This is a genomic window from Rhodococcus sp. 05-339-2, assembly GCF_002258965.1.
Classification (GTDB): domain Bacteria; phylum Actinomycetota; class Actinomycetes; order Mycobacteriales; family Mycobacteriaceae; genus Rhodococcoides.
Map to the genome: position 1 here is coordinate 223,279 of NZ_NOYW01000014.1, position 17,024 is coordinate 240,302.

The window sequence follows — 17,024 nt, forward strand, 5'->3', positions numbered from 1 at the left end:
CCCGGCGCCCGATTCGGTGCCGCCCTTGCTAGAAGAATGAGGTTTTCGTGAGCACCCCGTCCAGTACCCCCGACGTCGACGCCACGATCGACGGGTCCGGACCGGCAGCGCTCGACGAGTCCGGAACCACCCGCAGCCGAGCCAAAGAGCTCGAGACCGAGGTCGCGAGGCGTCGAACATTCGCGGTGATCTCGCACCCCGACGCCGGCAAGTCGACGCTCACCGAGGCCCTCGCCCTGCATGCGCGCGTCATCTCCGAGGCCGGAGCCATCCACGGCAAAGCCGGCCGCCGCTCCACCGTCTCCGACTGGATGGAGATGGAGAAGGCCCGTGGCATCTCGGTGAGTTCGACTGCGCTGCAGTTCAATTACCAGACCTCCCCCGACGCGGAGATCACCAACGTCATCAACCTCGTCGACACCCCCGGCCACGCCGACTTCTCCGAGGACACCTACCGCGTGCTCACCGCCGTCGACGCGGCCGTGATGCTGATCGACGCCGCCAAGGGTCTGGAGCCGCAGACCCTCAAGCTGTTCCAGGTGTGCCGCCAGTTCGGCATCCCGGTCATCACCGTCATCAACAAGTGGGACCGCCCGGGCCAGTCGCCGCTCGAGCTGCTCGACGAGATCGAGTCGCGGATCGGCCTGACTCCGACGCCTCTCTACTGGCCCGTCGGAATCGCCGGCGACTTCCGCGGCCTGCTCGACGTACAGGACGGCAGCTACATCCGGTTCACCCGTACCGCCGGCGGTGCCACCATCGCGCCCGAGGAATTCATGACGGCCGAGGCCGCCGCCGAACGTGAGGGCGTCGACTGGGACACCGCCGTCGAGGAAAGTGATCTGCTGATCTCGAGCGGTCAGCAGCACGATCAGGAGATGTTCCTGGCCGGTCAGACGTCGCCGGTGATCTTCGGCTCCGCGATGCTCAACTTCGGCGTCCGGCAGATTCTCGACACCCTCGTCGCTCTGGCACCCGCCCCCGGCGCGCGCGACGACGTCTCGGGCGGGGTACGCGAGGTCACCGACCCGTTCAGCGCCGTCGTGTTCAAGGTGCAGGCAGGCATGGACACCGCGCACCGCGACCGCCTGGCGTTCATGCGCGTGGTCTCCGGAGTGTTCGAGCGCGGCATGGTCGTCACCCACTCGCAAACCAAGAAGCCGTTCACCACCAAGTACGCGTTGACGGTGTTCGGTCGCGATCGTACGACCGTCGAGAACGCCTATCCGGGAGACATCGTCGGCCTCGTCAACGCGACCGCACTCGCCCCCGGGCACACGCTCTACACCGACAAGAAGGTCGAGTTCCCGCCCATTCCGTCGTTCGCGCCCGAGCACTTCTCGGCACTGCGGGTCGACAGCGCCGACAAGTACAAGAAGTTCCGCCGGGCCGTCGAGCAACTCGACTCCGAAGGCGTGGTTCAGGTGCTGCGCAACGACATTCGCGGCGACGCCTCCCCCGTGCTCGCCGCCGTCGGACCCATGCAGTTCGAGGTGGTCACCGCACGAATGAAGACCGAGTTCGGCGTCGACGCCCGAATGGAACCGCTCGGATACTCCCTTGCCCGACGCACCGACGCGGCCTCGGCAGTCGAGTTGGGTCGCCAGCGCGGAGTCGAGGTCTTCACCCGCACCGACGGTGCGCTGCTGGCACTGGTGAGCGACAAGTGGCGTCTGCAGTACATCCAGAAGGAGATGCCCGAGCTGACTCTCGAACCACTCGTCGCCGCGGGTGATCAGTAGCACCGGCGTGCTGATCGATCTGCTCGACGCAGAGTTCTCCGTACTGGGGCACCCGATTCTGTGGCGTGAGGTGGTCGGCAACGGTTTCGGCTTGCTCTCGGCGATCGGCGGGATGCGGCGCGTCGTATGGGCGTGGCCGGTGGGGATCATCGGCAATGCGCTGCTGTTCACTGTCTTCCTCGGCGGCGTGTTCCACACTCCGCAGGCTCTCGATCTGTACGGCCAGGCCGGGCGACAACTGATGTTCATCGCGGTGAGCGTCTACGGGTTGATGCGTTGGCTGCGGGACTCCAAACGGTCGGGGGCAGCGGTTCTACCGCGGTGGGGCACGGCGCGGGAGCGGACCGCGATGATCGTCGTCGCGATCGTCGGCACGGTGCTGTTCGCGCAACTGTTCGGCTACCTCGGCTCGTTCGGCAAGTGGGCCGACGCGTGGATCTTCACCGGATCCATGCTGGCGACCTTCGGAATGGCGCGTGGACTCACCGAGTTCTGGCTGATCTGGATCGCGGTGGACATCGTAGGCGTTCCGCTGCTGATCGTCGCCGGGTTCTATCCCTCCGCGGTTCTCTACCTGGTGTATGCCGCGTTCGTGGCCTGGGGTTTTGCCGTGTGGTTCAGAGTTCAGAACAAGAACTTCGGTCAAAAAATGGCGTCGTAAACAATCGTGATGATACTCTCAGCGTGTCCGAACAAACTTCGAGTACGTTTCTGCGTGCTCGACGCCGAGTAGCCCGTCCTGATCGATGCCCGATCGTGACATCTCGGCGCGGAACCACCTGGGATCACGATGAAGTGGAAAACGACATGACTAAGGGATCGAACTACCCATTGGCCGGGATCAAGGTCGGTGGCGTTCCTGCGCATCGTTTGGCGACGCCGCCGAAGTCCGACTCCACTTCACCCGCCGGTGGCCGCACCGATTCTTCGGCGGCAGCGCCCGCCGAGAAGGCGGCCGAGACCTCTACCACCGAGAATTCGGAGGCAGTGGCCACGTCCACCGATAAGGCGTCCGCAACAACGCCTGCACCAGCAACGTCGTCCGTCACGGATTCAACGACCCCCCGCGCGGATCGACGTCGTCCAGAGAAGCCCGCCACGGAATCGAACGAGGTTGAAGTGACTACAAGCGATCAGATCTCAGAACACGGCCTGCCCACCAACGGCCGCTCCACGTCTCACGGCTCCAGCTCCTCGCCGTCGCTCGGTCGCGGCCAGGGACCGGACCGTCGTACCGCCATGGGCGTCGCCTCGGTACGCATCGCAGGCCGCCTGACCCAGAACGAGCTCGGCAGCCGCACCGGCGACATCCGCACCCCCGACACCTCCGTCGGTCCCGACGAGCTGCTCCAGCTCCTCGGCGAATACCTCGTCTCGGGTGGCCTGCAGAACCCCGAGATCCACGTTCGCTCCAACGGCCAGACCATCGTGCTGGACCTGCAGAACCCCGCCAAGGGCTACCGCTGACCCCTACCGGTCACAACAGCTGCTGGAATGCCTCTGGTCGCACCATCTCGAGTACCAGAGGCTTCCATTGCGGCGCTCGGTCCTTGTCGACCAGCACTGCACGAACACCCTCGGCGAAGTCCGGTTCGGTGATGATCCACGTCGCCATCCGCAACTCCCGATCGAGGCATTCACGCAACGTGCTGTCGGCCCCGCGTGTGATCAGCGCGTCGGTTGCCATCAGGGACGTGGGCGACAGCGTCGCCAACTGAGTCTTCGTCGTCCGCGACCAGGGCGTGTCGCACACCAGCGCATCGATGATGTCGACGAGCGAGCTCCTCTCGAACACTGCAGCCACCGCCTCCGCGTCGAACGACAGTTCGGTGGTCGACGGCGCAGTGGTGTATCGGTCCAACACCTCGTCCAGATCCATGCCTGCGAGGATGTCCGCCTTCAGATCGGACACGACCTCGCTCGGGCAGAAATGCGTCGCCAATCCCAGTGCGAGCGCATCGGTTCCGGTGATACGGGTTCCCGTCAGCGCCAGGTACCGTCCGGCATGGCCCGGCAGGCGCGAGAGAAAGTAGCTCGACCCCACATCCGGCACGAAACCGATCGCCGTCTCCGGCATCGCCAACACGGCGTTCTCGGTGACGATGCGGACGCTGCCGTGAATCGAAATTCCCAGGCCACCACCGAAAGCCGCCGCTTCGATGACGGCGACGTACGGCTTGGGGTAGCCGGCAATCACCTCGTCGAGGTCGTACTCCGCCGCGAAGTACGCCGGGCCCGCCTCGTGGTCACCGTCGACGACGGCCTGCCGAATCGCCTTGATGTCACCGCCGGCGCAGAACGCCCGAGGTGAACTGCTCGTCACCAGAACAGAAGTGACCTCATCGTCGTCTCGCCACGCATCGAGTGCGGCGCGGATCCCGTCGATCATCGCACCGTTCAACGAGTTCAGAGCCTCCGGCCGGTTCAGGACGATATGCCCCACTCCGCCCACGGTCTCGGCTTCGACAACGGCCACTGTTGACTCCTTCACACGCACCTCGTTCGACGCGTAACAGTAGCGCTATTCGCGAGACTCGACCGACCGTGGACGCGCGTCAGCGGGAATGTCGGCGGGAGGACACGGCCGCTCCTCGGCAGTGAACCATCCACGATAGAGAAACAGCTGCCCGAGCACCGGGCTCTTCACCTCGATCTCGATGCGATGCCGTTCCTCGGCCGCATCCCACCACTCGCGACCGATCGTCACCGCCGACGCCGGCTTCGGCAACTTCGGCGCAAGAGGGCCGAGCAGGAATCGCGGAACCTCGCTCTCGAGCACCAGTCCACCATCGGCGTCGACCTCACACCTGGTGTGCACCACCATGTCCGACGAGAAGCCCAGGTAGTCCAAGGCATACGCGTCGGACTCGGCGGAGGACACCATCACCGAGTTCATTCCCTGCGGTCGACCGGCGAAAGCGAAACGCCGCACGAAAGACATTGTCTCGCGGCCCAGTTCGTCGACATACGCATAGTTGGCGATGGTGAACGGCACGTCCTTGCCCACACCCGCGGGAAAGAGTCCACGCTTGCGGCCGGCCCACAGCAACGGCGGCGGCACGAGCCGAGAGTGCGTCATCTCCTCCATCACGCCCACCCCGAACTGGGCGAGATGGTCCGAGGACTGCAATCCGAAGCGCCACTGAACCTTGGGATGCAGAAGGGCGAAGTCCGAACCGAGTACTTCCGCGACGACCGATGTCATGACTCCAGTATGCGCTGCGCGCAGGTGAGCGAAACTTCGTAGCAGATTACGAATTACCGTTCACGTGCCGCAGGCTCTACTCCAGCTCGGCAGCCAGTTCCATCCAGCGTTCCTCGGCGACATCCTTGTCCGCGAGGACCTGCTTGAGCTCGGTGTCGAGGGCGACGAGCTTGCCCTGCTCGGTGGACGCGTCGACGAGTTCGGCATGCAACTCGACCTCACGCTTGGAGAGCCGAAGGACGAGCTTTTCGAGCTTGCTCAGTTCCTTACGGGCCGCGCGCTCGGACGCCGCATCCCGGGTCGCCTTCTTCGGCACCGCGCCGGTGGTCAACGAATCCGGAGTGGCCTCGGCCGCGAGAACCGACCGGCGACGCAGGTACTCGTCGATCCCGCCGGGCAGATTGGTGAGCTTGCCGTCGCCGAACAGTGCCCAGGTGGAATCACAGATGCGCTCGATCAGGTACCGATCGTGACTGATGACGACGAGGGTGCCCGCCCAGCCGTCGAGGATGTCCTCGAGCTGCTGCAGGGTGTCGATGTCGAGATCGTTGGTGGGCTCGTCGAGCAACAGCACGTTCGGCTCGGCCATCAACACGCGCGTCAGCTGGAGCCGACGACGCTCACCGCCGGAGAGATCTCCGACGGGGGTGCGCTGACGCGCCGGGGTGAAGCCGAGCCGCTCCGCGAGCTGCCCGGCCGAGATCTCGCGGTCACCCAACGTGATCCGCTCGGCCACTTCCTTGACCGCATCGAGAACACGCAGCTTCTTGGGTAGGTCGTCCAATTCCTGCTTGAGCCAACCGATCTTGACCGTCTGGCCCTGGATGCGCTTACCCGCAGCAGGCTGCAGTTCACCGGCGAGCGTGCGGAGCATCGTGGTCTTGCCCGAACCGTTGACGCCGACCAGGCCGACGCGCTCACCGGGAGCCAGACGCCAGGTGAAGTCCTTCACCAGTTCTCGGCCGTCGGGAGTCTCCAGGCGCGCGTCCTCGAGTTCGATGACGACCTTGCCGAGACGACGCTGAGCGAACGAGGACAACGCGACGGAGTCACGCGGAGCCGGAACGTCGGCGATCAGAGCCTCGGCCGCCTCGATGCGGTACTTCGGCTTGGAGGTACGAGCCGGGGCACCGCGGCGCAGCCACGCCAACTCCTTGCGCGCGAGGTTGCGTCGACGCTCCTCGGACGCGTCGGCCTGACGGGACCGCTCGGCGCGCGCGAACACCCAGTCGTTGTAGCCGCCCTCGTAGGCCTCGACGCCGCCGCCGACCACTTCCCACGTGCGATTGGCGACCGTGTCGAGGAACCAGCGATCGTGGGTGACGACCACCAGCGCACTGCGACGGCTGACCAGGTGCGCGGCCAACCACTGCACGCCCTCGACGTCGAGGTGGTTGGTCGGCTCGTCGAGCACCAGCAGATCGAGATCCTGAACCAGGGCCGCTGCCAACGCAACTCGTCGACGCTCGCCGCCCGAGAGGTTGTCGATCGACGCGTCGAGTCCCGAACTCCCCGCAGGCCCGAGGTCGGCAATACCGATGCCGGTCAAGATGTTTCGCACCCGAGAGTCACCCGCCCACTCGTGCTCGGCCATTCCGAGTGGGTCGAGGACCACCTGGCCGACGGTCGACCCCGGAGGCAACACGCCGCGCTGGGTGACGACGGCCATGCGCAGGCCGTTGACCCGGCTGACACGTCCCGAATCGGGCGGTTCGATGCCGGCGAGAACCTCGAGGGTGGTGGTCTTACCGCCGCCGTTGAGACCGACCATGCCGATGCGTTCGCCCTCCTGCACGCCGAGCGAGACGCCGTCGAGCAGTGGCTTGACGCCGAAGGACTTGCTGACGTTTTCGAGATTGACGAGATTGACCATCAGGAAAAACCAATCGATTCACTAGTGACAACACGAGCACCGGGAACCGGTCCACTCGCAACACGGACGGTGCGGCACACACCGGCACCGGACAATTCAGCGCTCACCGACACCGCCGCGTCGGCGTCGGCGCACAGGAACGCGCAGGTGGGGCCCGAGCCGGACACGATGCCCGCCAATGCCCCGGCGGTGACTCCCGCACGCAGTGTGCGACGCAACTGCGGCATCAGCGAGACCGCAGCGGCCTGCAGGTCGTTGCCGAGCAACGGCGCGAGTGCACGCGCATCGCCGGACGCCAGCGCATGCATCAGATCCTCGGTGCCGCCGAGGCGAGGCGGATCGCCCTTGGCCCGCAACTCGTCGAGTTCGTTGTACACGGCAGGCGTTTGCAGACCGCCCTTCGCCAACGCCAGCACCCAGTGAAAACTGTTGCGCGAGAGCACCGGAAGCAGCTTCTCCCCGCGACCGGTTCCGACCGCGGTCCCGCCGTGCAACGAGAAGGGCACGTCGCTCCCGAGTTGAGCCGCCACCTCGTCGAGCTCGTCACGCGAGAGATCGAGATGCCACATCGCGTTCAGTGCCACCAGGGTCGCGGCAGCGTCGGCACTTCCGCCTGCCATGCCACCGGCCACCGGAATTCCCTTGTCGATGGTGATCTCCACCGACGGCTCTCGCCCGACCCGACGCCCCAGCAACTCGGCGGCCTTCCACACCAGATTCCGCGAATCGGTGGGAACCACCCTCGCGTCGTCACCGCGCACCCGAACCGAGAGCGTCTTGGCCGGAATCACCGACAGTTCGTCCGAGAGCGAGAGCGCCTGAAACACCGTCGTCAGCTCATGAAAGCCATCGGGACGCAGGTCACCGACCGACAGATGCAGATTCACCTTCGACGGGGCCCGAACAACGACGGGTGTGGGAACGACAGACAGCACGAGTAACCACAGTAGTGGAGAAACAACGCCCGAGTTCACCACCAGGGCGGCCTCCGGTGGGTACTCGATGTGACGTTCAGTGGACTTTTGGGCGGTCGATGTCACATTCAGTGGACTTCGGGGGCGGGGATGATCGGGCGATGCGGACCGAATATGTCCGCATTCGGTGGCATCGTGGGCCCATGAAGGAAACATCGGCTCGGTTGTTGCGACTGTTGTCTCTGCTGCAGACGCGTCGTGATTGGGCGGGCGCGGAATTGGCGGAGCGACTCGACGTCACTCCTCGCACGTTGCGGCGCGACGTGGACAAGCTGCGCGACATCGGTTATCCGGTCAATGCGACGCCGGGTGTCGGCGGTGGGTACCAGCTCGGTCCCGGCGCGGAGATGCCTCCGCTGCTGCTCGACGACGACGAGGCGCTGGCGGTGGCCTTCGGGTTGCAGTCCGCCGCCGGGGGCTCGGTCGCGGGTATCGGGGAGGCGTCGTTGCGGGCGTTGACGAAGTTGCGGCAGGTGATGCCCTCGCGCATCCAGCATCGGCTCGACGCGTTGCGCATCGACGTGGTGGAGAAGACACCCCGTTCGGCGGTGGATGCGTCGGTGCTGTCCACGGTGGCAGCGGTGTGCCACGGACACGAGCGGTTGCGGTTCGATTACCGCAAGCACGACGGTTCCGAGTCCAGGCGCGAGGTGGAGCCGTACAGCCTGGTGCGGGCGGGAGCGCGCTGGTACCTGCTGGGTTGGGATGTACTGCGGGAGGATTGGCGGTCGTATCGGGTGGATCGCCTGACTCCGAAGATTCCGACGGGTCCGCGGTTCACGCCCCGGGCGCTGCCGCCGGGAGGCGCGGCGTCGTTCGTCTCGAAGGGAATCGATCGTGCGTTCGCCAGAGTTCAGGCGCGGATCGCGTTGCACGCTCCGATCGAGACGATCGCGCCGATGATCGACGAGCAGTGGGGCACACTCGAATCCATCGACGACCGCACCTGCGCGGTGGTGTTGGCCGGGGATTCGCTGCCCTCGATCGCGCGGTGGCTGGCGGCGTTCGACACCGATTTCACGGTGCTCGATCCACCGGAACTGCGCGAGGAATGCCGCATCGTGGCCGAGCGGCACGCGAGGCTGAACGAGCGATACCTCGCGGCGGTTCACCCTCCGGTAACCGGTCCGTGAGTCAATGGGCAGATGACGACACCACTCGGTTTCGACCCGAAATTCCTGGCCGACATCGACGTTCCGTTGCCCGATCGCGCCGACGTGGTGGTGCTTGCGTACACGCACTTCTCGGTGTCCATCGACCCTGCCCGACGCCTCGCCGCGGTCACCGGCGTCAACATCGACGGCGCGAGCCTGCAGGATGTCGGGCGGGGAGACAACTGGCGACTCGACGATCGGCTACCGGCTGCGCAGCAGGCGGGCAACGAGCTGTACAAGAACAACGACCTCGATCGCGGGCATCTGGTTCGCAGGCGAGATCCGGTGTGGGGTGAGCGTGCGGTGGCCGAGCGCGCCAACGAGGACACGTTCCACTACACCGTGTGCGCGCCACAGACGGCCACCCTGAATCAGTCGAAGACGCTGTGGCTGGGGCTGGAGGACTACGTGCTGGGAAACGCCGAGCAGTACGACCGAAAGCTCTCGGTGTTCAGCGGGTGCATCTTCGCCGACGACGATCCGATCTACCGCGGTGTCGCCATTCCGCGGCAGTTCTTCAAGATCGCGGCATGGTCGCAGGATTCGACTCCCGCATGCACCGGATACGTTCTCGACCAGTCGCCGTCCCTCGATCCGATCCTCGACAAGCCGTTACGACTCGAGACCGATCCCCCGCCCCTCGGCCCGTACCGGACCTACCAGGTTCCGGTGGCCGACATCGCGTCGATGACCGGCCTGGAGCTGGGTGTGTTGATCGAAGCCGATCGCTACGCACCGGTGGCTGCCGCTCGTGCCGAGGCGTCGACGTGGACCGAGCTGACGCGACTGTCGGACATCCACCTGTAGAGGGGCCTCAGGCTTCGGTGGCGGCCAAGCGGACGAAGGCTGCGGCGTCGATGGTTTCGCCTCGCGCCGTCGGGTCGATTCCGGCCTCACGCAACCGGCGTTCGGCCGCCACCGGGGAGCCGGCCCAGCCGGCGAGGGCCGCTCGCAGGGTCTTTCGTCGCTGCGCGAATGCGGCATCGATCACCGCGAAGACGGCCTTGCGATGCGCGGTGTCGGTGGGCCACGGCGGCTCGTCGTACCGATCGATACGCACCAGGCCCGACTCGACCTTGGGCACCGGCCAGAACACCGAACGGCCCACCGCGCCGGCCCTTTTGACGTCACCGAAGAACCTGGCCTTGACGCTGGGGATGCCGTAGATCTTGCTGCCCGGTACCGCGGCGAGCCGATCGGCCACCTCGGCTTGGACCATCACCACCGCGACACGGAGGCTCGGCAATTCCGAGAACAGATGAATCAGCACGGGAACGGCGACGTTGTAGGGGAGGTTGGCCACCAGTGCAGTCGGCTCCCCCGCGATGTCCGCCGCTCGGACGCGAAGCGCGTCGGCCTCGATCACCGTCAGCCGATCGGCCAGGGTCGGGGCTCGGTCGGCCACCGTGGTGGGCAAGCGGTTCGCGAGCTTGGGATCGATCTCGACGGCGATGACGGATTCGGCTACGTCGAGCAACGCCAGAGTCAGCGAACCGAGGCCGGGGCCGACCTCGAGGACCGTGTCCTGAGGGCCCACTCCCGCGGAGGCGACGATGCGTCGAACAGTGTTTGCGTCGTGCACGAAGTTCTGCCCGAGCTGCTTGGTGGGCCGCACGTCGAGCTCGGCTGCGAGGGAGCGGACCTCGGCGGGACCGAGCAGAGCCGCGGATCCCCTCACATGTTCGGACACGGCGGAAACTCTACGTGGGCAGGAGTGGAGCCTGCGGAATGACCCAGGAAGGCAGGAGTGGAGCCTGCGGAATGACCCAGGAAGGCAGGAGTGGAGCCTGCGGAATGACCCAAGGCAGTCAGCGATAACCCAGGCGCGAGGTGCAGGCGGGCCATGCGCCCCAGCCCTGCGATTTCTGCGTCACCGATGCGATTGCGATCTGCTCTTCGCGGGTGGCGAGGTCGGCGCGCGGTGCGTACTTGAGGCCGCCCTGACGTTCCCAGGTGTTCTGGTCGAACTGCACGCCACCGTAGAAGCCGTTACCCGTGTTGATCGCCCAGTTGCCGGTTGCCTCGCACTGTGCGAGCGCGTCCCAGATCGCACCGTTCTCCACCGGCGGCACCTCGGTGCCGGGCTTTGCTCCGACGCGGACGGTCTTCGGCTGCGCGGGTACCTGCACCTTCTCGTCGACCTTCTCGCGACCGACCTCGACGCCGTTGACCATGTTGATCTTCCAGGTGATGTCGGAGACGCCCGGGGCACCGGGGTTCTCGACGACGGTACGGCTCATGTTCATCGTCGGATCTTCGATCCGCTGCTCCGGCGCATCGGTATCGGTGGTCTCGGTCTTGGTGACGGTGCGGTCACGCGTGACGACGATCTCGGCGCCGTCGGTCACGGTCGCGTCGGGATCGGGGCTGACGGTGTCGGCTTCTTCGAGCGGCGCGCCTGCTGCCTCGAGGAATTCGCGCACGGTCGGTGCGGCCAGGGTGATCGGGGTGGCGGGGGCTCCGCCGTCGACGAGCGAGACCTGCTTGGGCAGTGCGACGTCCAACTCGGTGCCGTCGAGCGGCAGTCGCTCCGAGCGCGAGGCGGAGACGTGCACGTCCTCGGCGAGGCCGGTCTGCTGCAGTGCTTCCTCGACGGTCAGTGCGGTGGTCCAGATCTCCTCGGGCTTGCCGTCGACGTTCAGTGTGATCTCGCGGGCGCGGCGAAGGACAACGGTGTCGCCGTCGCTCAGGCCGGAGTCGGGAGCGGGAACGACCAGATCCTTGTCCGACGGGGCATAACCGGCGTCGGCCAACGCACTGCTGACGTCGGTTTTCATGGTGCTCAGCGAGATCATGTCGCCGTCGACGTCGATGGTCACGGTCTTGTGACGGCTCACGGCCATCACACCACCGGCGACGAGCGTCATCAACAGGGCCGCGATGACCAGGTAGAGAGTGGTCGAGCGGGCAGAGTTGAGGCGTCTGATAGTCGACAAGTTTCGTATTCCTGGCGGTTGCGAGCGTGACTTCGGCGTCGAAACGCCCGGGTTCGGTCACGGTACGGTAACGAATTAGCACCCACGTCGCAACCTCGCCAGCTAGAGGCCGTACACACGCTCCGCATTGGCAGTGGCGTGAGCAGCGAGCGCCGCTGGATCCTGGCCGCGAACCTCGGCCAACGCCCGCGCGGTGTACGGCAGGCAGTACGGCTCGTTGGGTGCACCTCGATACGGATGCGGCGTCAGGAACGGCGCGTCGGTCTCCACCAGCACGAGCTCGTCCGGTACCAGAACCGCGGCCTCCCGCAACGCGTGCGCATTCTTGAAACTCACGGTCCCCGAAAAGCTGAGAACGTAACCGGCGTCGACGCAGGCCTTCGCGGTCTCGGGACCACCGGAAAAGCAGTGGAAGATCACCGTCTCGGGCGCACCTTCCGCCGTCAGAACGGCCAGTAGATCCTCATCTGCCTCGCGATTGTGAATCATCAACGGCTTGCCCAGGCGCTTCGCGAGGTCGATGTGCCAGCGAAATCCCTCGTGTTGCTCGGCCACCGTGGCGCACCCGTCGAGCTTGCCCGGCCAGTAGTAGTCCAGTCCGGTCTCCCCGACCGCCACCACGCGAGGATCGGACGCCAACCGCTCGATCTCGGCCCTGGCGTCGTCGTCGAGCGCGTTCGCGCGGGTGGGATGAATCGCCACCGCAGCCCACACTCGCGGATCCCAGGACGCCGCGTCGACGGCGAAGCGCGCGGCATCGAGGTCGTCGGCGATCGTGACCACCCGCGTGACACCGACGGACTCGGCCTTGTCCACGATCGCGGCCACACTCGCCGCGTCGGTCGCCCCACACGCATCGAGGTGGGTGTGCGCGTCGACGAGAGTGCCGACGGACTCGGGCAACGGTGGTGCGGGACGGTCTCTGCTCACGCTGGTTAGAGTAGGCGCACCATGACTGCGCCAGCTGATGCCCCACGGCCACCGTTCTACGTCACCACGGCGATTGCGTACCCCAACGGCGCTCCGCACATCGGACACGCCTACGAGTACATCGCCACCGACACCATCGCGCGCTTCAAACGCCTCGACGGCTACGACGTGCGATTCCTGACGGGTACCGACGAGCACGGCCTGAAGATGCAGCAGACCGCCCAGACCGAGGGCGTGGACGTCCGTGAGCTCGCCGCGCGCAACTCCGACGCATTCCAGACCGCTCAGGACCTGCTGAAGATCTCCTACGGACGCTTCATCCGCACCACCGACGCCGATCACCATGCCGCCAGCCAAGAACTGTGGAAGCGGATGGAAGCGAACGGCGACATCTATCTCGACTCCTACTCCGGCTGGTACTCGGTACGAGACGAGGCGTTCTACACCGAGGCCGAGACCACCCTCGCCGAGGACGGCTCGCGCGTCGCGACGGAGACGAACACTCCGGTCGAGTGGACCGAGGAGTCGTCGTACTTCTTCAAGCTGTCGCAGTACCAGGACAAACTGCTCGAGCTGTACGACGCGTCGCCGGACTTCATCGCGCCCGGCACCCGTCGCAACGAGATCGTGAACTTCGTCAAGGGCGGCCTGCGCGACCTGTCGATCTCCCGAACGACGTTCGACTGGGGCGTACCGGTGCCCGGCGATCCGGCGCACGTGATGTACGTGTGGGTCGACGCGCTCACCAACTACCTCACCGGTGCCGGCTATCCCGACCTCGAGTCGGAGTCCTTCCGGAAATTCTGGCCTGCCGATCTGCACATCATCGGCAAGGACATCACCCGCTTCCACACCGTCTACTGGCCGGCGTTCCTGATGTCCGCGGGCATCGAACTGCCCAAGCGAGTGTTCGTGCACGGGTTCCTGAACGTCAAGGGCGAGAAGATGTCCAAGTCTCTCGGCAACGTTCTGGACCCGAAATCGTTGGTGGAGAACTACGGCCTCGACCCGGTGCGCTTCTTCTTCCTCCGCGAGGTCTCGTTCGGTCAGGACGGCAGCTACAGCCACGAGGCCATCGTAGCCCGCGTCAACGCCGACCTGTCCAACGAACTCGGCAACCTCGCGCAGCGTTCGCTGACGATGGTCGCCAAGAACCTCGACGGAGCTCTCCCGACACCGGGAGAATTCACCGCCGAGGACGACGCGATGCTGGCCCGCGCCGATGCACTCCTCGAGCTCTGCCGACGCGAATTCGACGTGCAGGCAATCCATTCCGCGCTCGAAGCGATCTGGTCGGTGCTCGGTGAGACCAACCGTTACTTCTCGCTGCAGCAGCCGTGGGTACTGCGCAAGACCGATCCCGATCGCATGGCCACCGTGCTGTACGTGACGATCGAGGTGCTGCGCATCGTGAGCATCCTGACGCAGCCCGTCATGCCCGATTCCGCGTCGCGCATCCTCGACCTGCTCGGCGTACAGAACCGCGAATTCACCGACATCGCAACACGTTCGGTGCCCGGCACTGCACTACCCACCCCGACGCCGGTGTTCCCCAAGTACGAGTAGAGCGCTCCACGCATGTGAGCGAAACTTCGTAGTGGGCTACGAAGTTTCGCTCACATGCGGCGAAGCCGCACTCACAAGGTCTTCTCGAGTTCCTCCAACGTGTTCTCCAGATGCGTCAGCATTCGTTGCAGGTGCGGCACACTGCGTCGGCATCCGATGAGTCCGAAGTTCAGCGAGTCGCCGTTGCTGGCGACGGTGATGTTGAGAGCCTGCCCGTCGGCCACGATGGACGCCGGGTAGATGCCGTCCAGTTTCGCGCCGTTCCAGTACAGATCCTCCTTGGATCCGGGAACGTTGGAGATGATGACGTTGAAGGGCGGCGGGGTGTAGTCGACGAATCCCGGCACCGGCCCGAACAGCAACGGAGCCATGGTGACTGCTCCCACGGCGAGCGCTTCGAGGGTGTTGAGCTCGCTCATCATCTGCTTGCCCTTGACGGTCGAATCCTTGATTCGTTCCAGCCGCACGAGCGGATCGGATTCGTCCGTGGCGAGATTGCACAGGATGGTCGTCACCGAATTCCCGGCGTCCTTGCCGTCCCCCTCCTTGCGGAGCGACACCGGAACCATCGCGATCAGCGGTTCCTCGGGCAGCGCGTTGCGATCGATGAGGTACGCGCGCAGAGCCCCGGCGCACATCGCGAGCACCATGTCGTTGAGCGTGGCGTCCAGAGCCGTTCCGACCGTGCGGATCCGCTCGATCGACCAGCTCTCGGCAGCGAAGCGGCGCGCGCCGCCGATGGGCACGTTGAACATGGTGCGCGGTGCCTGCAACGGCAGCTGAGCTCCTTCTTTCTTCAACGCGCGCAATCCGATTCGTGCCGAGGCCGGAGCGAAATCGACGAGGTCGCCCGCGATCTTGCGTCCCAGCGAGAGCCCACTGCCCAGCTGAGCAAGCCGTCCCGGCTGCTCCTCGACGCCCTGCTTCTTGCGCTTACCGAACAGTGACGGGTCCCAGGTGGCGACTCCGCTTCGGTCGTCGGGATCGGTGGAGAGCGTGCGCTGCATCAGTTTCAATGCACTGACGCCGTCGACCAGCGAGTGATGCACCTTGGTGTACAACGCGATTCGGCCGTCCGCCAGACCCTCGATGATGTGCAGCTCCCACATCGGTCGATACCGATCGAGCGGTGCGCTGTGGTTGAGCGAGAGGAATTGGAACAGCTCGCGAATCCGGCCGGGAGCAGGCAGCACCGTGCGGCGAACGTGGTACTCGAAATCCACGTCCGGATCGAAGGCCCAGGCCAGATTTCCCATGATCTGCACCGGCCGCGCAGGGCGCTTACGGAAGAGCTCGTGTACCTCACCGGTGGTGAACTTGCGGTGTACCTCCTCGGCGAAGTCGTGCGAATCACCGGGCGGGACGAACAACTCCAGACCGCCCACGTGCATCGGGTGCTCCCGTGACTCGGCGATCAGAAACATCGATTCCGTGATGGGCATGAGTGCCATGAGCTGTCCCTTTTCCATTCGTTTTCGGTCACGGTACGGCACCGAATGTGACTCAGAACACGACCTTACGTCCGGTCACGAAAAGCTACCCGCTATTGTCCGTTACCAGGGGTTCCAAGAAGAGCGGGGTTCCGACGCACGGCGCAGATGCGCCGTGCACCGACGACGGGGATGGAGGCGACGGCTATGAATCCGGCGCTCACCGTAGTGAAATCGACCGACCCAGCAGTCACCGCACGCAGGCATTACGTCCGCGGCGCAAGCCTGCAGTCGCAGATTCTGTCCAAGGGCCTACAGCTCACTGTCCGACCGTTCCTGACGATCTGGGCGCAGACACCGTCACTTCCGTGGCCCATGGGGTTGGTCGATTACGCCGGACTGCTCGTCCCCCAGATCAGCGGCACCACCCGCAGCCGCGTCATGCTCGCCGAGTGCGACGCCGAATGGATCAGAGCCGAGGGCACCGGGTCCGATCGCGTGGTGCTCTACCTGCACGGCGGTGCCTTCGTCTGCTGCGGGCTGCGCACCCATCGCCGAATGACCTCGCGAGTGTCGAAACACGTCGACGGAGCGGTGCTGTCGGTGAACTACCGCATGATGCCGCGCAATCCGATCAGCCATGCGGTCGAGGACGGTGTCGACGCGTACCGCTTCCTCCTCGATTCCGGATACCGGCCGGAGCAGATCATCCTGGGCGGCGACTCGGCAGGCGGATACCTCGCGTTCATGGTCACCCTGGCGCTGCGCACCGTCGACTTGCCCGCGCCCGGAGGAATCTTCACCATGTCCCCCCTGACCGACATGGACCCCACCCGCAAACTCGACCACGAGAACGCGTCGAAGTGTTCGGTCTTCCCGTCCAATGCGGTTCCCGCACTCACTGCACTGGCCGATCGTGTCGATGCGCGCATCGTGGTCGACGGCGACGTGGGTCCGCGGGTGTCACCGGTCGACGGAGATCTGACCGGCCTTCCGCCGGTGCTGATCCAGGTCGGTTCGACCGAAATGGTCTATGCCGACGCCGAGCTCATGGCTCAGCGACTCGCCGTCGCCGGAGTGGACTGCGAGTTGCAGGTGTACGAGGACCAGGTCCACGTGTTCCAGGCAGCCGATTTCGTCCCCGAGGCCCGCCGCGCGCTCAGAGCCATCGGCGAGTTCGCGCGGAACGTCAGCCCCCGCAGAGAAAGCTGAGA

Annotated in this window: 16 protein-coding genes; 7 read left to right on the plus strand and 9 right to left on the minus strand. The window is 65.5% G+C overall.

The features are described from left to right. The first annotated feature begins 86 nt into the window (after positions 1–86). Entirely contained in the window at positions 87–1,742 is a 1,656-nt protein-coding gene (locus CH273_RS11875) for a peptide chain release factor 3 (RefSeq protein WP_032396226.1), read from the plus strand. 7 nt (positions 1,743–1,749) lie between these two features. Next, positions 1,750–2,403, plus strand: a complete 654-nt coding sequence (gene pnuC / locus CH273_RS11880) for a nicotinamide riboside transporter PnuC (protein WP_032396227.1) — start codon at positions 1,750–1,752, stop codon at positions 2,401–2,403. Positions 2,404–2,566: 163 nt separating this feature from the next. Here the strand turns inward: pnuC and CH273_RS28165 are convergent, their stop codons facing one another. Next, the gene (locus CH273_RS28165; protein ID WP_230596806.1) at positions 2,567–2,791 is read right to left on the minus strand and encodes a hypothetical protein; all 225 of its coding nucleotides are present in this window, start codon (positions 2,789–2,791) and stop codon (positions 2,567–2,569) included. 70 nt (positions 2,792–2,861) lie between these two features. Here CH273_RS28165 and CH273_RS28170 point away from each other — a divergent pair, with 70 nt between their 5' ends. Further along, the gene (locus CH273_RS28170) at positions 2,862–3,209 is read left to right on the plus strand and encodes a hypothetical protein (RefSeq protein WP_230596808.1); all 348 of its coding nucleotides are present in this window, start codon (positions 2,862–2,864) and stop codon (positions 3,207–3,209) included. Positions 3,210–3,219: 10 nt separating this feature from the next. On the opposite strand, the gene CH273_RS11890 is transcribed toward CH273_RS28170, so the two are convergent. The 4 genes from CH273_RS11890 to CH273_RS11905 all read right to left on the minus strand — a co-directional run bounded on the left by CH273_RS11890 (position 3,220) and on the right by CH273_RS11905 (position 7,755). Further along, on the minus strand, positions 3,220–4,218 hold the full coding sequence (locus CH273_RS11890; RefSeq protein WP_032395714.1) for an enoyl-CoA hydratase/isomerase family protein: 999 nt from the start codon (positions 4,216–4,218) through the stop codon (positions 3,220–3,222). A 45-nt stretch (positions 4,219–4,263) separates the two neighbouring features. Beyond that, the gene (locus CH273_RS11895; RefSeq protein WP_032395715.1) at positions 4,264–4,947 is read right to left on the minus strand and encodes a DUF4166 domain-containing protein; all 684 of its coding nucleotides are present in this window, start codon (positions 4,945–4,947) and stop codon (positions 4,264–4,266) included. 76 nt (positions 4,948–5,023) lie between these two features. Then, positions 5,024–6,820, minus strand: coding sequence for an ABC-F family ATP-binding cassette domain-containing protein (locus CH273_RS11900; protein WP_032395716.1), 1,797 nt, complete (start codon positions 6,818–6,820; stop codon positions 5,024–5,026). Further along, the gene (locus CH273_RS11905; RefSeq protein WP_032396229.1) at positions 6,820–7,755 is read right to left on the minus strand and encodes a 4-(cytidine 5'-diphospho)-2-C-methyl-D-erythritol kinase; all 936 of its coding nucleotides are present in this window, start codon (positions 7,753–7,755) and stop codon (positions 6,820–6,822) included. The genes CH273_RS11900 and CH273_RS11905 overlap by 1 nt, the downstream gene beginning before the upstream one ends. Positions 7,756–7,937: 182 nt before the next feature. On the opposite strand from CH273_RS11905, the gene CH273_RS11910 reads away from it, so the two are divergent. Both CH273_RS11910 and CH273_RS11915 read left to right on the plus strand, forming a co-directional pair. After that, on the plus strand, positions 7,938–8,927 hold the full coding sequence (locus CH273_RS11910) for a helix-turn-helix transcriptional regulator (protein WP_032395717.1): 990 nt from the start codon (positions 7,938–7,940) through the stop codon (positions 8,925–8,927). Between the two features lie 12 nt (positions 8,928–8,939). Next, positions 8,940–9,755: a DNA/RNA non-specific endonuclease gene (locus CH273_RS11915; protein WP_032395718.1), complete on the plus strand. Its 816-nt coding sequence runs from the start codon at positions 8,940–8,942 to the stop codon at positions 9,753–9,755. Positions 9,756–9,762: 7 nt separating this feature from the next. On the opposite strand, the gene rsmA is transcribed toward CH273_RS11915, so the two are convergent. The 3 genes from rsmA to CH273_RS11930 all read right to left on the minus strand — a co-directional run bounded on the left by rsmA (position 9,763) and on the right by CH273_RS11930 (position 12,814). Further along, entirely contained in the window at positions 9,763–10,638 is an 876-nt protein-coding gene (rsmA, locus tag CH273_RS11920) for a 16S rRNA (adenine(1518)-N(6)/adenine(1519)-N(6))-dimethyltransferase RsmA (protein WP_032395719.1), read from the minus strand. Between the two features lie 118 nt (positions 10,639–10,756). Continuing rightward, positions 10,757–11,884 carry a resuscitation-promoting factor gene (locus tag CH273_RS11925; protein WP_032395720.1) on the minus strand — a complete coding sequence of 376 codons (1,128 nt, stop codon included), beginning with the start codon at positions 11,882–11,884 and terminating at the stop codon, positions 10,757–10,759. A 102-nt stretch (positions 11,885–11,986) separates the two neighbouring features. Further along, entirely contained in the window at positions 11,987–12,814 is an 828-nt protein-coding gene (locus tag CH273_RS11930) for a TatD family hydrolase (protein ID WP_032395721.1), read from the minus strand. A gap of 21 nt (positions 12,815–12,835) precedes the next feature. Here CH273_RS11930 and metG point away from each other — a divergent pair, with 21 nt between their 5' ends. Continuing rightward, positions 12,836–14,380, plus strand: coding sequence for a methionine--tRNA ligase (gene metG, locus CH273_RS11935; RefSeq protein ID WP_032395722.1), 1,545 nt, complete (start codon positions 12,836–12,838; stop codon positions 14,378–14,380). Between the two features lie 71 nt (positions 14,381–14,451). On the opposite strand, the gene CH273_RS11940 is transcribed toward metG, so the two are convergent. Then, entirely contained in the window at positions 14,452–15,831 is a 1,380-nt protein-coding gene (locus tag CH273_RS11940; protein ID WP_032395723.1) for a WS/DGAT/MGAT family O-acyltransferase, read from the minus strand. Positions 15,832–16,002: 171 nt separating this feature from the next. Here CH273_RS11940 and CH273_RS11945 point away from each other — a divergent pair, with 171 nt between their 5' ends. Next, on the plus strand, positions 16,003–17,022 hold the full coding sequence (locus tag CH273_RS11945) for an alpha/beta hydrolase (RefSeq protein ID WP_032395724.1): 1,020 nt from the start codon (positions 16,003–16,005) through the stop codon (positions 17,020–17,022). The last annotated feature ends 2 nt before the right edge of the window (positions 17,023–17,024 follow it).

Excerpts from the sequence above, each read along its gene's own strand:
- CH273_RS11895 (WP_032395715.1), bottom strand. The coding sequence starts at position 4,947 with ATGACATCGGTCGTCGCGGAAGTACTCGGTTCGGACTTCGCCCTTCTG.
- CH273_RS11900 (WP_032395716.1), bottom strand. The coding sequence starts at position 6,820 with ATGGTCAATCTCGTCAATCTCGAAAACGTCAGCAAGTCCTTCGGCGTC.
- CH273_RS11910 (WP_032395717.1), top strand. The coding sequence starts at position 7,938 with ATGAAGGAAACATCGGCTCGGTTGTTGCGACTGTTGTCTCTGCTGCAG.
- CH273_RS11915 (WP_032395718.1), top strand. The coding sequence starts at position 8,940 with ATGACGACACCACTCGGTTTCGACCCGAAATTCCTGGCCGACATCGAC.
- metG (WP_032395722.1), top strand. The coding sequence starts at position 12,836 with ATGACTGCGCCAGCTGATGCCCCACGGCCACCGTTCTACGTCACCACG.
- CH273_RS11940 (WP_032395723.1), bottom strand. The coding sequence starts at position 15,831 with ATGGCACTCATGCCCATCACGGAATCGATGTTTCTGATCGCCGAGTCA.
- CH273_RS11945 (WP_032395724.1), top strand. The coding sequence starts at position 16,003 with ATGGAGGCGACGGCTATGAATCCGGCGCTCACCGTAGTGAAATCGACC.